At 68.7% G+C, this 13,438-nt stretch carries 14 protein-coding genes; 3 read left to right on the top strand and 11 right to left on the bottom strand.

The genetic code is table 11. The annotated features are described in order from the left end of the window. Positions 1-90: 90 nt before the first annotated feature. Positions 91-1,371: a threonine/serine exporter family protein gene (locus tag KF709_06570; GenBank protein ID MBX3174058.1), complete on the bottom strand. Its 1,281-nt coding sequence runs from the start codon at positions 1,369-1,371 to the stop codon at positions 91-93. A gap of 10 nt (positions 1,372-1,381) precedes the next feature. Next, a complete protein-coding gene (locus KF709_06575) occupies positions 1,382-2,461 on the bottom strand; it encodes a S9 family peptidase (protein ID MBX3174059.1) in 1,080 nt (359 codons plus the stop codon). Between the two features lie 44 nt (positions 2,462-2,505). Between KF709_06575 and KF709_06580 the strand changes: the two genes are divergently transcribed. Beyond that, on the top strand, positions 2,506-3,321 hold the full coding sequence (locus KF709_06580; GenBank protein ID MBX3174060.1) for a bestrophin family protein: 816 nt from the start codon (positions 2,506-2,508) through the stop codon (positions 3,319-3,321). Here KF709_06580 and KF709_06585 read toward each other — a convergent pair. The 9 genes from KF709_06585 to KF709_06625 all read right to left on the bottom strand — a co-directional run bounded on the left by KF709_06585 (position 3,311) and on the right by KF709_06625 (position 11,836). Continuing rightward, positions 3,311-3,790 carry an OsmC family protein gene (locus tag KF709_06585; protein MBX3174061.1) on the bottom strand — a complete coding sequence of 160 codons (480 nt, stop codon included), beginning with the start codon at positions 3,788-3,790 and terminating at the stop codon, positions 3,311-3,313. The two genes, KF709_06580 and KF709_06585, sit on opposite strands and share 11 nt — an antisense overlap. Continuing rightward, positions 3,787-4,008: a DUF2892 domain-containing protein gene (locus KF709_06590; GenBank protein MBX3174062.1), complete on the bottom strand. Its 222-nt coding sequence runs from the start codon at positions 4,006-4,008 to the stop codon at positions 3,787-3,789. The genes KF709_06585 and KF709_06590 overlap by 4 nt, the downstream gene beginning before the upstream one ends. Positions 4,009-4,019: 11 nt before the next feature. Further along, positions 4,020-4,310: a hypothetical protein gene (locus tag KF709_06595; GenBank protein MBX3174063.1), complete on the bottom strand. Its 291-nt coding sequence runs from the start codon at positions 4,308-4,310 to the stop codon at positions 4,020-4,022. A gap of 3 nt (positions 4,311-4,313) precedes the next feature. Further along, complete coding sequence (locus KF709_06600; GenBank protein ID MBX3174064.1) at positions 4,314-7,496, bottom strand: efflux RND transporter permease subunit; 3,183 nt, start codon at positions 7,494-7,496, stop codon at positions 4,314-4,316. Next, positions 7,496-8,545, bottom strand: coding sequence for an efflux RND transporter periplasmic adaptor subunit (locus KF709_06605; GenBank protein MBX3174065.1), 1,050 nt, complete (start codon positions 8,543-8,545; stop codon positions 7,496-7,498). Before KF709_06605 ends, KF709_06600 begins: the two co-directional genes overlap by 1 nt. Positions 8,546-8,553: 8 nt before the next feature. Beyond that, on the bottom strand, positions 8,554-9,921 hold the full coding sequence (locus KF709_06610) for a TolC family protein (GenBank protein ID MBX3174066.1): 1,368 nt from the start codon (positions 9,919-9,921) through the stop codon (positions 8,554-8,556). Between the two features lie 101 nt (positions 9,922-10,022). Then, positions 10,023-10,586, bottom strand: coding sequence for a TlpA family protein disulfide reductase (locus tag KF709_06615; GenBank protein ID MBX3174067.1), 564 nt, complete (start codon positions 10,584-10,586; stop codon positions 10,023-10,025). Continuing rightward, positions 10,579-11,061, bottom strand: coding sequence for a glutathione peroxidase (locus KF709_06620; protein ID MBX3174068.1), 483 nt, complete (start codon positions 11,059-11,061; stop codon positions 10,579-10,581). The genes KF709_06615 and KF709_06620 overlap by 8 nt, the downstream gene beginning before the upstream one ends. 1 nt (position 11,062) lies before the next feature. Further along, entirely contained in the window at positions 11,063-11,836 is a 774-nt protein-coding gene (locus KF709_06625; protein ID MBX3174069.1) for an SGNH/GDSL hydrolase family protein, read from the bottom strand. On the opposite strand from KF709_06625, the gene KF709_06630 reads away from it, so the two are divergent. Together KF709_06630 and KF709_06635 are read left to right on the top strand one after the other, a co-directional pair. Next, positions 11,829-12,680, top strand: a complete 852-nt coding sequence (locus tag KF709_06630; protein MBX3174070.1) for a class I SAM-dependent methyltransferase — start codon at positions 11,829-11,831, stop codon at positions 12,678-12,680. The genes KF709_06625 and KF709_06630 overlap by 8 nt on opposite strands. Positions 12,681-12,705: 25 nt before the next feature. Beyond that, on the top strand, positions 12,706-13,437 hold the full coding sequence (locus tag KF709_06635; GenBank protein MBX3174071.1) for a DUF2490 domain-containing protein: 732 nt from the start codon (positions 12,706-12,708) through the stop codon (positions 13,435-13,437). Position 13,438 lies beyond the last annotated feature (1 nt).

Here is a 13,438-nt window from a genome sequence, read left to right on the forward strand (position 1 = left end):
GGTCGGACAAAGGGCCCGGTCACCCGGGCAGGACCCGTCAATTTACCCCAGCCGGGGGCCGGACGCTGACGGGGGCGTCCCTACATCTCTCTATAGATGTCGCCGGGGAGGGACTAGCAGGCTCCCGAACAGCAGCCCAGCCACCAAGGCCAGCACGGCGCTGAGCACCGCCACAAGGGTGTCAAAGCCCAAGGTGTAGTCTCGCTCCATCACGAAGGCCAGCGCCCGGAATCCCACACTGCCGGGCACGAGTAGCATGATTCCCGGTACACGGACCAGGGCTCCCGGACGGTTCGCCATCCGCCCATAGAGGTTGGCCAAGGCCGCCATCGTCAGTGATGAGAAGAACACGGCGCCCGCGAAGGTGCCGCTCGCGACCACACCGAACCAGCTGCTCCCGATGCGGGTCAGGACGTAGCCCAGAATGGCGCTGGCCATGACCAGCAGGACGTCGCGCCGACTGGCCCGAAACAGCACGGCAAACGAGAACGCTGCCGCGATGGCCGCCACGAACTCGACCGCCCGCGGTAGTGGCTCGGGTGTGCCGGCCATCGGCGCCCAGCCTGCCGCCAGCACTAGCTGCGACGCCGCCACGGACCCGAAGGTCAGCTTGAGCAACACCGTCATCGCACCGGCGAACCGGGTCGTCCCAGTCACGAGCTGCTGCGACGCCAACTCCGCCACGGCCGTGGTCAGTGACAGACCCGGCATCAGCACGATCAAAGCCGCGACGATCACCGTCTGCAGCGACAGCGGCGCGACGAAGTGCGCGAACGCGGTCGCCAGCGCCGTCGCCACCAGGGCCGCCACTGCCTCCGATGCCGCATTGAGATGCGGCCGCGTGCGGCTCAGGAGGTCGATCCAGCCGATGACGAGGCCCAGCACGAGCGCCACCACCACGTCCACCCAGCTGGTGCGAAGCAGTCCAGCGACGGACGCCGCTGCCAGTCCGAACGCCGCCACGCCGACGAGCTCCTCACGGGTTGTGATGGGCCGGTCGAGCGCGTGCATCGCGTCCCAGGCTTCCTCCACCGACATCGCACCGGCGACCACCTCGCCGGCGATGGTGTCCAGTCGTGCCATCGCGCCGAGGTGGATGTTGCCCGGCTCGAGACGCAGCACGCGCGTCTCCTGCGTGCCGTGCGGCGTGCCGGCGTCACTCAGCGAGAGCAAGAGCCCCGTGGGCGTAGACCAGATCTCCGCACGGACGCCGATCGACGCAGCAACCGAGCGCATCGCCCCCTCAAGCCGTGACGCCGAGACGCCGGCCAGATGCAGGCGCCGCGCCAGCTCCACGAGGAAGCGGACGCGGTCGTTGAGCCTGGCCGCCGGCCCAACCAGCACCGGCGGTCCCGACGCCTCGGAGGTCACGTCGAACCCATCACGGCTTGAGGTGCTTCTGTAGGAACGCCCACACCTTGTTCCACGAGTCAACCTGCTCCGGCGAGTCGTCGCGCAGCAGGGTCTCGCGGTTGACGCGTCGGTTGAACGTGTGGCCGCCGCTCGCCGGTCCGGGCGTCGGATCGACGTAGACCTTCGTCTCCGCAAGATCCGGCTTCCGTGCGCGCAGCGCGTCGATCATCTGCTGCGCCTCGACGAAGTCCACATCTGTGTCGTTCGTCGCCACGTGTACAAGGATCGGCCGCTTGAGCGAGTCCACGTGGTAGTACGGCGAGCGCTTGATGTACTCCTCGCGCTTCTCGAACGGCAGCCCCTGCACCGCCTGCATGGTGGCGAACGAACGCTGATAGCCGGGTCCCTTGTACGAGAGGCGGAACACGAGGTTCGTCACCGGCACCATCGCCACTCCGGCCACGAAGCGTGCACGGTCCCCGCGCATCAGCAGGTGCGCCGTGATGAACCCGCCGTGGCTCCATCCCATGATGCCGATCCGCGCCGGATCCACCTCGGCGCGCGTCTGCAGGTAGTCCACGGCCGACTCCACATCGTCCAGCTCCTTGCCGCCGTAGTCGATGGCCTCGTGGAATTCGCGCCCGTAGCCCGTGCTGCCGCGATACTCCGGTGCGACGATCACATAACCACGCTGCACGGCCTCGATGATGAACGGCAGGTAATTCTGGTCCCAGTTGCCGTGGACGCCGCCGTGCACCCAGACCATCGCAGCGTGCCCACGCGCGCCGCGCGTCTGCAGCGGCGAGAACACGTAGGCCGGGATCTCCAGCCCGTCGGCGCTCGATCGGTACGAGATCTTCTCGTAGCGCATCACCCCTCTGCTACGGGCGGCGAAGATGCTGTCGGTGCGCGCCTTGTTCGAGACCGCCTGATCCCAGTTGGACCAGGGATGGTCCTCCGGCCGGTCGCTCACGTAGAGCCGCGAAGCGCGAGCCGAGTCCATCGGCACCACTTGTCGCTGGCGTGGCGACTGCTGCGCCGGTGCCTGCTGTGCGGCAAGCTGCGGCGTGACAAAGGCGAAGGCGATCAGGGCGGCGGCAATGCGCATGGGAGGGGCGGGCTGGGGGTGAACCGGCACGATATAATATCGCGATGATCAGCTACGACCCCAAGAACTGGCTGCGCATCCTCTTCGACTTCCCGCGCAGCCCCATTTTCCGCACCCTCTTCCTCGACGTGCTTGGCGCCGGCGCCTGGGCTGCACTTGTCGTGTGGATCGAGACAGACGTGTTCCGCGTGGCCGTGCCTCTCGGACCGTCCTTCCTCTCCATCCTCGGCATCATCCTCGGCTTGCTGCTCGTCTTTCGGACGAACACCGCCTACGACCGCTGGTGGGAAGGGCGCAAGCTCTGGGGACAGCTGGTGAACATCTCGCGTGGACTCTCGCGGCAGCTTTCCATGGCACCTGCCGAACGGCGCTCCCGGTACGCCGACCTGCTGGCGGAGTTTCCGCCGGCGCTCGCTGCGCACCTCCGGCGCGAGCGCGGCGCACCCGGACCTCATGTGCCGAACCGCATCCTGTCCGAGCTGCACGCGGAAGTGCGCGTGGATGCCGAGGCGGGCCGGCTCGCCACCGACGCACGACTCGTCACCGCACCGCTGCTCCAGGGGTTCGACGACGTGCTCGGCGCCTGCGAGCGCATCCGCAACACACCAATCCCGTTCAGCTACTCGAGCTATGTGAAGCAGTTCGTCGTGCTCTACGCGCTGGTGATGCCCTTCGGCCTCGTGCAGGAGTTCGGCTACGGTACCATCATCGCCAGCATGTTCACGTTCTTTGCCACGATGGGCCTCGAGCTCCTCGCCGGCGAGGTCGAGGAGCCCTTTGGCACGGATCGAAACGACCTGCCGCTCGAGGAGATCTCGGCGGTGATCGTCCGCGACGTGCGCGGGATCCTTACGCCGTAGCGACCGCCATCTTCGGTTCCAGAAGCACAGGGAAGTTCACCGAATTGGCGATGTAGCACTCCTCGTGCGCCTCGTGGTGCAGTCGCGCGTAGGTCGCTTCGTCCGGCGCGGTGCCCTTGAACGTGATGGTGGGCCGCAGCGTCACGCGCGTGAGCGCCACCTTGCCGTCCGGCCGCTTCTCCATCACGCCTTCGGCGGGATCCTCGTAGGACTCAGCGACAAAGCCGGCCTTGGAGAGATACGAGAGGATGAACAGCATGTGGCAGCTTGAGAGTGCGGCCACCAGCGCCTCCTCCGGGTCCACCGCCGCCGCCACGGACAACGGCGCGCGCAGCACATGCGGTGACGCGGACGCCGGCACGGTGATGCCTTCGTCGAAATGCCAGGTGTGGCCGCGCGAGTATTTCTGACGAAGGAACTCATCGTCGCCGCGCGTCCAGCGAATCGTGGCGAAATAGCTGGCCATCAGGACCTCGGGGAGTCGGTCACGCGGGCGCGGCAGCCGGGGAATCCAAGACGGCCAAGCACCCGCTCCAGGGGACAGAAGTCGGTCAGGCTCGACTGCAGCAGGTTCAGGCCCACGAAGGCCGTGAAGAGGAACCAGCGCGGGTCCACGAACCAGCCCAGCGCGAGCGAGGCCAAGAGAAAGATACCGGCGAAACGGCGAATGATTCGGTCAGCACACACGTGGGGAATCCTCAGAAGAAGCGTTCAATGGGAAGCACGGCGACGTGCAGGCGTTCGCCGGCCGGAAGCGCCTTGGCTTCCGACTCCAGCGCGCCGCTCAGCGCGTCCACCTGCTCGTCGGGCACGACGCTCATCAGCATCGTGGTCTCGCCGGGCCAGGCCCGGGTACCCTCGCGGCGGCCGGTGCTGCCGACGCCGTGGCCGCCCGCGAAGGTCGTGTAGTGCGTCACGCCGTGGCGCTCGAGCAGCGCCGGCACGCGGGCCGCGTCGGGCCCGCCATACATCAGGACGAACATCCGCATCGCTTAACCCTCCGCGACGGCGGTCTGGCGACGCTGCAGCTCCCAGTAGAGCAGCGGCACCACGACCATGGTAAGCAGGGTCGCGACGACGGCACCGCTCATCAGCGCCACGGCGAGTCCCTGGAAGATCGGATCCAGCACCATCACGATCCCGCCGACCACGACCGCGGCCGCGGTGAGCGCGATGGGACGGAAGCGCACGGCCCCCGCCTCCAGCACCGCCTCGCGCAGCGAGCGGCCGCGCGCCTCGGCCAGCTGGATGAAGTCCACCAGCAGGATCGAGTTGCGGACGATGATGCCCGCGAGCGCAATCATGCCGATCATCGACGTGGCGGTGAAGAAGGCGCCGCTGGCCGCGTGGCCCGGCAGGATGCCAACCAGCGTGAGCGGGATCGGCGCCATGATCACGAGCGGTATCGCGAAGCTCTGGAACCAGCCCACCACCAGCACATAGATCAGCAGCAGTACAATGGCGAAGGCGATGCCCAGGTCTCGGAAGACCTCGATGGTCACCTGCCACTCGCCGTCCCACTTGATGGCGACTTCGTTCAGCGTCGCCGGCGGCTCGGCGTTGTAGATGCCGATCGGCTGTCCGTTCACGCGCATCGTGTCGAGCGCCTTGTTCATCGCGAGAATCGCGTACACCGGCGCCTCAACTTCATCAGCGACGTCACCCGTCACATAGATGGTCGGACGCTGGTCCTTCCGCATCCGCACCGACTCACGCACGCCGTCACGCACGGCGACGAAGCGGGCGAGTGGCTGCGGACCCTGCATGGTCGCGACGGGCAGCGCGAGCAGCGCAGCCGTTGACGAGCGGTCCACTTCCGGCAGCCGTGGCACGATCGGCGTGATCTCACGCGCCGTGGCCGAGGCGAGCATACCGGCGGGAGCACCCGAGAGGCCGAGGTAGAGCGTCTGTGTCACCTGCTCGACATTCGCCCCGGCGGCGGCCACGCGGGCGCGGTCCACCGTGTAGGTCTGCCGCGACTGGGCATCCTCGATGCTCCAGTCCACGTCGACCACGCCCGGCGTGCTGAGGAACACCGCGCGCACGCGCTCGGCCGCGGCGATCCGCGTCTCGTCGTCACCCGCGTAGACCTCGGCCACCAGCGTCGAGAGCACCGGCGGGCCCGGCGGGATTTCCGCGACCTTGGCCGAGGCCCCGTAGCGCGTGGCGATCTCCACCACGCCCGGCCGCACGGCGACCGCGATGTCGTGGCTCTGCCGGTCGCGGTCGTGCTTGGGCAGCAGGTTTACCTGCACATCGGCGACGTTGGCGCCGCTGCGCATGAAGTAGTGGCGCACGAGACCATTGAAGTTGAACGGCGCCGACGTGCCGGCGTAGACCTCGGTGCTGCGCACCTCGGGCACCGTGCGGAGATAGCGCGCCACTTCCTCGGCGACCGCATTCGTGGTCTCCAGCGGCGTGCCCTCCGGCAAGTCGAGCACAACCTGGAACTCCGACTTGTTGTCGAAGGGCAGCATCTTCACCTGCACGGCGCGGATGCCGACCAGGCCCACCGACACCAGCAACAGCCCGACCACGCTTCCATAGAAGAGCCGGCGACGGCCGTTGTTGTCCATCAGTCCGCTCATCAGCTTCGCGTAGAAGCGGCCAAAGGCGGAGTCTTCCTCCTCCTCGTGCGCCTTCTCGTGCGGTGCCGCGTTGAGGTCGTGCTTCACGTGGTTCTTCAGCAGCAGATACGCCAGGTACGGCGTGACGATGAACGCCACGGCCAGCGAGGCCAGCATCGCTACGGAGGCGCCGATCGGGATCGGACGCATGTACGGGCCCATCATCCCGCTCACGAACGCCATCGGCAGGATGGCGGCGATCACGGTGAAGGTGGCCAGGATGGTCGGGTTGCCGACCTCGTCCACGGCCTCGACGCTCGCCACCTCGGGCGTACGGTCGCCCATCTTGAGATGACGGTAGATATTCTCCACCACCACGATGGCGTCATCCACGAGGATGCCGATCGAGAAGATCAGCGCGAACAGCGTGATGCGGTTGAGCGTGTAGCCCAGTGCGTAGTACACGAACAGCGTGAGGGCCAGCGTCACCGGCACCGCAATCAGCACGACCAGTGCCTCGCGCCAGCCAAGGAACCACCAGATGAGCAGCGTGACGGAGAGCGTTGCGATCAGCAGGTGGAGGATCAGCTCCGACGCCTTCTCGCCGGCGGTCTCGCCGTAGTCGCGCGTCACCTCGAGGGAGACGTCGGCGGGCAGCAGGCGCGTGCGCGCCTCATCCACCCGCGACAGGATTGCGTGGCTTACCGCCGTCGCGTTGGCGCCGGGGCGCTTGGCGATGGCGATGGTCACGGCGGGCGAGCTCGCGGTCGCGGCGTCCTGGTGCGACACGTAGGTCGTCGGGTCGCCAAAGCCCTCGCGCACAGTGGCCACGTCGCGCACCGACACCGGAGCGCCGCCACGCGTCGAGACAATCACTGCCTCCACGTCCTCGGCGCATCCCAGCGCATTGCCGACATCCACGCGCACCACGTTGCCGCCGGAGGCGAACTCGCCGGCCTGCACGCGTGCGTTCGCGCCCCTGAGTGCCAGCGCAACCTCACCCGGCGTCACGCCGCGCGCCGTCAGCCGCGCAGGATCCAGCCAGACCTCAACCTGCTGCGGCGCGCCGCCAATCACAGTGGTCTGCGCCACCTCGGGAACGGTGCGGATCTCTTCTTCGATGTGCATCGCCAGCTGACGGAGCGCATTGGCGTCGTAGCTCGGGCTATGCAGCGTGAGGGCCATGATCGGCACGTCGTCGATGGAATGCGGCTTCACCATCGGCGGCAGCGTACCCTGTGGCGCCTCGTCCATTGCGGAGAGCAGCTTGGCGTGCACGCGCACGACGCTGCGCTCCTGGTCCTCACCCACCGCAAAGCGCACCGTGATCATCGCGAAGCCGTCGCCGGCCATCGAGTACACGTGGTCCACGCCTGGGAGCTCCTGCAGCTTGCTCTCCATCGGGCGGGCAAGGCGCTGCTCGATCTCCTGCGGCGTCGCGCCGGGCAGGGCCGCGATCACGTCGATCATCGGCACCGAGATCTGCGGCTCCTCCTCGCGGGGCGTGCCCAGGATGCCGATCACTCCCATCGCCAACGCGGCGATGGTGACCAGCGGCGTGAGCCGTGAGCGCAGGAAGGCCTGCGCGATCTTGCCGGAGATGCCCATTACTCCACCCCGGCCGGCGTGCGGATGACCACCTGGTCGCCGGCGCGGAGACCGGCGGTCACTTCAACCATCCCGTTCAGCGTGGCACCCGTGCGGATCCATCGGCGCACGTCGCCAGCGGCCGTGCGGAGCACCACGCCGACGAGGTCACCCTCACGGATCAGCGCCTCGCTCGGCACCGTGAGCACACGGCGCGCGTCGGAAGGCAACGACATGGTCGCGGCGCTGCCGGCGAGATGCCGGCCGTCCGCGTTGCGCACCAGCGCGTTCACGGCGTGGAGACCTGCGGCGGCGGGCACCACGCCCTCGACGCGGGCGACATCCGCCTGACCTTCGATCGTCACCGGCACGGTGTCACCCGCACGCACGGTGCGAGCGGCGGACGGTGCCACGTACACGGTCACGCGGAGCGCCGAGGCATCCTGCAGCGCGAGGAGCGGTGCGCCCGGTGCGGCAAAGGCGCCCGGATCCACGAAACGCTTCGTGACCACGCCATCGAACGGCGCGGTGATGTTGGCATAGGCAGCGACCGCGTCGAGCTCGCGCGCGGCGGCTTCCGCGGCACGCAGCCCGGACTCCGCCTGCACCAACCCGGCTTCGGCGGCATCGAGCATTGCCTTTGGCGCGGCGTCATCAGCGAACAGGGCGCGAACGCGGGCGGCCTGCGCGCTGGCCTGCGCGTGCATCGCGCGCGCAGCGGCCTGGTTCGCCACGACCTGCTCGCGCTTGGCGGCGAGGTCGTTGGCGTCGAGGCGCAGCAGCGACTGGCCGGCGCGCACACGGCTGCCCTCAACCACATCTACCGCCAGCACGGAGGCCATCAGCTTGGTCGAGAGCGTCGCTTCGCGCAGCGCCGTCGCGTTGCCGGTCACCGGCAGTGCGCCGGGCAGCAGCGTATCGGCGAGCGTCACCACCACGACATCCGTGGCGAGATCGGTCTCAGCCGTCGCCGCCGCAGAGTGTGCATCGGCGCTGGTGCAGGCCGCGAGGGACAGCGAGGCGGCCGTGATGGCCAGTACGGAATAGGAACGGAACTTGGTCATGGTCATCGTGGAGGTCAGCGGTTGCTGTCAGTGGTGGGGGCGGCGTCGAGCGCGACGAGCGTGCGGGGGTCGGTGCCGAGCGCCACGCGGCGCTGGGCGGTGGCGTCAATGAGCTGGTAGCGCGCCATCGTCAGCATCAGACGGCTCTGGGTTTCGGTGGCGGCGGCCTCGAGGAGCTCGCTGATCGTGGCCAGACCGCCATCGTACTTCCGGGCGACGATGCGATGTGCTTCCGCGGACTGCGCCACGGCATCCTCGGCGATGCCGAGTCGGGCGATGGCGACCTGCAGCCGGCCGTGTGAGCGTTCGAGCTCGAGCGCGGCGTTGGCAACGGCGGCCTCGCGACGAGCCGTTGCGGCATCGGCGCGGGCGTTCGTGCTTCGAACCTCGGAGATCTCGCTGGCGCCTGCGAAGGGAGTCCACGTGGCCATCACGCCGACGGTCCAGGCGCGCTGGTTCGCAAACCAGGCGTCGGCATCGTTCCAGTCGTAGCGGGCGAAGCCGTTGAGACGCGGCAGGTACAAGGATCTGGCGCGCCACGCATCGGCGGAGGTGGCGGTGGCGGCGGCAGTCGCGGCCGTAACGTCGGCGCGGATTGCGGCACCGGCGTTTGCCGCGCTGTCGGCCGCCGCCTGGGCCAGGATTGCGGCGCTGGCCGGAAGCGCGTCCGGCAACGGCGCTGCGAGTGCGTCAGCGCCGAGCAGCGTGGCGAGGCCGCGCGTCGCCATCGCCGCGTCGTTCTCGGCCTCGAGAAGCTGGCTGCGCACTTCGCCGGCGCGCACGCGAGCGAGGAGGGCGTCGGCGCGAGTGACCATGCCGGTGTCGGCGAGCGCCTGCGCGCGCGCCACGTGTGCGTCTGCGGCACGAAGCGCGGCGGCGAGCGTCGCGCGACGTTCTGCAGCGAGCGTCGCACCGTAGTAGGCGCGAATGACATCGGTGCTGGTCGCGGTGCGCGTCCACGCGGCCATCGCCTCGCTCGCATTGGCCGCGGCACCGGCGGCCCGGCGGCCGGTCCAAGCATCGGCGTTCAGCAGGGGCTGCTCGAGCACGAGCCCGGCCATCTTGGCGCGCGCGGCGTCGGGATAGTTCAGACGTGCCGGATCGAAGTCCGCCGGCGTGATGGCACGTTGGCGCAGCGTCGTGCCGAAGGCGTTGATGGGGTCGTTGGTGGCGAGGTATCCCGCCTCGACGCGCAGCGTCGGGAGAATCCCACGGTAGGCCGCGAGGCCGGCCGCCTGGGCGGAGGCCTCGGCGGTGGCGATGCGGTTGGCGTAGGCCGAGGACTCGGCGGTGCGAAGCGCGTCGGCCAGCGAGAGCTGGGCGGCGAGCGGGGAGGCGGCACTGAGCAGCAGCGCCCCGGCGATCGAAAGGACTCGAAGCATCGGAGGTTGTAAGAGTATGGCTATATAACTATTCAGTGATATTATCACCGAAAGAAGCCTCGGTCAAGCCCTCTCGTGCCCGGCCCGCAGTCGGTCCAGCGTTAGCGGTTCGTGGGTTCTGCGAGCAGTCGGCGCACCGCCGGCTCAAGGCTCAATGGGCCGATCGGCCCCATCACGGTATGGCGGATGCGCCCGCTGCGGTCCAGCAGAAATGAGGTCGGATAGCCACGTACTCCACCAAACACCGCCTCCGCCCTCGCGTCCACGTGCGCGATCGGATAGGTCACGCCGCGATCTCGTACGAAGGCCGCGACGGCGTCCGTGGACACCCGGTCGACCGCAAGCCCGACGATCACGAGTCCTGCGCCGCGGTGACGTTCGTACATTGCTTCAAGCAGCGGCATCTCCGCGCGACAAGGCGCGCACCAGGTCGCCCAGAAGTTCACGAGCACCACCTTGCCGCGCAGCGAATCTGCCGACACCGCGCCCCCGTCGAGCGTTTGATACGCATACACGGGGACCGCATCCGGCCCCGAGCGCAGGCCGACCAGCGCGCCGAGGTGCGGCAGGAGTCGCGGTGCGGCCCAGAGGAGCACCGCGAGCGTCAGCAGGTTCCAGGGTGAGAGCCAGCGGCGCAGCCGGCTCGACCAGCGGGCGTCAGCCAAGCGCTGCCTCGATGGCGCTGCGCAACTCGGCTGGCTCATCGTTCGGTGCGAACCGCTTCAGCACCTGCCCATCACGCCCGACGAGGAACTTCGTGAAGTTCCACTTGATGGCCTCGGTGCCCAGCAACCCAGGCCGCTCCGACTTGAGGACGCGGTACAGCGGATGCGTGCCGCCTCCGTTGACCTCGACTTTCGCAAAGAGCGGGAACGTCACGTCGTAGTGCAGCGAACAGAAGCGCTTGATTTCCGCCTCGTCCCCAGGCTCCTGCGCACCAAACTGGTTGCAGGGAAACCCAAGCACGGCGAATCCGCGATCCGCGTACTCGCGATACAGATGCTCAAGGCCCGTGTACTGCGGTGTGAAGCCGCACTGGCTCGCGACGTTGACGACCAGGAGCACCTGCCCCCGGTACGCCTCGAGCGTCTGCTCGCCACCGTCGATGGTGGTGATGGGGATCTCGTGAAGGCTCTGCATCCTATGGATGGACCGGTTCGAGTGCGGGACGCTTGGCGGACACCCCGTCGCCGGACGAACGGCCCGTGACGCGGCGCAGGATCCAGGGGAACAGATAGCCGAGCACCCAGCGAAGTTCCGCCGTTGCGTTCGCCACGATCCCGGGCGCTGGGCGCGGCGGGAGCGGCGCCCCCCATTCCTCGCCGAATCCCGGCAGGCCAAGGCGATACGCCAACCCGGCAGCGATGCGCCGGTGGCCCTCGCTGTTGGCGTGCAGTCGGTCCTCGTGCCAGAGCCGAGGATCGCTGGCCACTGGGTACGCGGCGACGTCCAGCACGAGCGATCCCGTGTCGACGGAAAGCTCCCTCACCCTGGCGTTGAACGCCTCGAGTCTCGGCTGGATGCGACGCGCCAACGGCAGCACCTCACTCAGATCCGGCATGGTGATGGTGACCACCGTCGCACCGATCTCGCGCAGCGCCCGCTGCATCGTGTGGAGATCGGCGCAGACCGCGTCGAGGTCCACGCGCGAGCGGATGATGTCGTTGGTGCCGGCGAATACGCTCGCCAAGTCTGGGCGAAAGGAGAGCGCGGGTGCGAGCTGTTCCTCGAGGACCTCACGGATCTTGCGGCCGCGCACGGCGAGGTTGGCGTACATCAGCGCTCGCCCCTGCGCGCTGGCCACGTGCTGCGCCAGACGGTCCGCCCAGCCGCGGTGGCGGGCGCCGGGCACGGCGTCCTCGAGCCCCTCGGTGGATGAGTCGCCGATGGCGACGTAGCGCTCGAATGTGGGCACGTCGGAATATCGCCTCGTGGACGCCCCGGTGGTCTTTGCGCCCGGCGCCCGCGATGTTTCCGGCGTGTCCCAGCAGCCCGCCCCGCGCCCGCCGATCGATCCCGCCTCGCTCAACGTCGGCGCGCAGGATTCGATGTGGACGAACCTCGGCTTCTGGCCGGGCGCCGCGAGCTACGCGGAGGCCGCTACGGCGCTGGCATTCCGCGTGGGCCAGGCCGCGCAGCTGCGGGCGGGAGACGTGGTCGTGGACTACGCCTGCGGCTACGGCGACTCCCTGCGGCTCTGGGTGGAGCGCTTTGGGGTGGCGCGCGTGATTGGCGTGGAACCGGACGCGGCGCTGGCCCGCGTGGTGCGCGCACGGATCGTCGACTGGGGACTCGCTGACCGCATCAGCATCGAGTGCGAACGCGCCGAGCGCATCTCGCCCGATTCGCTTGCGGCAGACGTGTCCGCCGTCGTGTGCGTTGATGGTGCCTATCACTTCGAGTCCCGCCGCAAATGGCTGCTGCGGTCACTGCAGGCACTCCCGAGCGGCGGGCGCCTCGGCATTGCCGATCTTGTCTTCGCCGCCCGGGCTGCGGGATCGTGGCGCATCGCAGGCCTTGCTCGCCTGGTCAACGTGCCAGCGGCGAATCTCGAAACGACGGATGAACTGGAGACCACCATCGCCGGCGCTGGCGCGCGCGTGCGATGGAGCGAGGGCGCGGGCGAGGCAGTGCTGGACGGATTCTGCCGCAATGTGTCGGCTCGCGGACTGCCGATTGAGCTGACGCGACGCATGATCCGCTTCGCGCGCCGCGGGCGCCTGGTGGACTACCGCATCATCGGCTGCGTGCGCGAGTAGCGGCGCCCAGAGACTACTCTTCCGTATGCGACGGCTTTCCCTCTTGCTCTTGGCCGCGTCCGCGGCATCCCTGCGCGCCCAGTCGGATTGGACCACGGTTCAGCAATCGGCCGTCTGGGTCAACGCGTTCCTCGACCACGCCGTGTCGGATCGCACCGCACTGTGGTTCGACGGCCATTGGCGCCGCGACGGCATGGCCACGAATCCGCAGCAAGTGCTGCTGCGCCCGGGCGTGCAGTTCACCCTGCGCCCACGCCTGCGACTGGGCGCCGGCTACGCCTACATCGCCACGGCGCCGTACGGAGCGGCGCCGAGCGCAGCGCCGCTGCGTGAACACCGCATCTGGCAACAGGCGACGATCGCCCAGCGGCTGGGGAATCTCGACATCTCCCATCGCGTACGCTGGGAGCAGCGCTGGCTCGCCAGCGTCCAGCCCGGCGGCGACCTCACGCCGTCCAGCTACGCGCAACGCGCCCGGTACTTCGTGCGCGCGCAGCGTCCGCTCGGCGCCTGGCGCCTCGCTGCTGGACCCGTCCGCGGCTTTGTGTGGGATGAGATCTTCGTGCCCATCGCACACGCGGACGGCCGTGCCAAGCGATTGCAGAACCGTGTGGGTGCAGGCTTGGCGTTCCCCGTCTCACCGCGGCAGCGCCTGGAAGTCGGATATATGCACCAGTGGAATCGCATCACACCGCGCGAGACGCACGAAATCAACCACACCCTCGTGCTCTCCTGGGCGTGGACGGCGCGCCGCTGAC

It is taken from the genome of Gemmatimonadaceae bacterium, from assembly GCA_019637445.1.
Classification (GTDB): Bacteria; Gemmatimonadota; Gemmatimonadetes; order Gemmatimonadales; family Gemmatimonadaceae; genus Pseudogemmatithrix.

What these genes read in the sequence shown, in the direction of transcription:
- KF709_06620 (MBX3174068.1), bottom strand. Translation starts at nt 11,061, where the DNA reads ATGCAGAGCCTTCACGAGATCCCCATCACCACCATCGACGGTGGCGAG.
- KF709_06605 (MBX3174065.1), bottom strand. Translation starts at nt 8,545, where the DNA reads ATGACCATGACCAAGTTCCGTTCCTATTCCGTACTGGCCATCACGGCC.
- KF709_06580 (MBX3174060.1), top strand. Translation starts at nt 2,506, where the DNA reads ATGATCAGCTACGACCCCAAGAACTGGCTGCGCATCCTCTTCGACTTC.
- KF709_06600 (MBX3174064.1), bottom strand. Translation starts at nt 7,496, where the DNA reads ATGGGCATCTCCGGCAAGATCGCGCAGGCCTTCCTGCGCTCACGGCTC.
- KF709_06595 (MBX3174063.1), bottom strand. Translation starts at nt 4,310, where the DNA reads ATGCGGATGTTCGTCCTGATGTATGGCGGGCCCGACGCGGCCCGCGTG.
- KF709_06635 (MBX3174071.1), top strand. Translation starts at nt 12,706, where the DNA reads ATGCGACGGCTTTCCCTCTTGCTCTTGGCCGCGTCCGCGGCATCCCTG.
- KF709_06610 (MBX3174066.1), bottom strand. Translation starts at nt 9,921, where the DNA reads ATGCTTCGAGTCCTTTCGATCGCCGGGGCGCTGCTGCTCAGTGCCGCC.
- KF709_06575 (MBX3174059.1), bottom strand. Translation starts at nt 2,461, where the DNA reads ATGCGCATTGCCGCCGCCCTGATCGCCTTCGCCTTTGTCACGCCGCAG.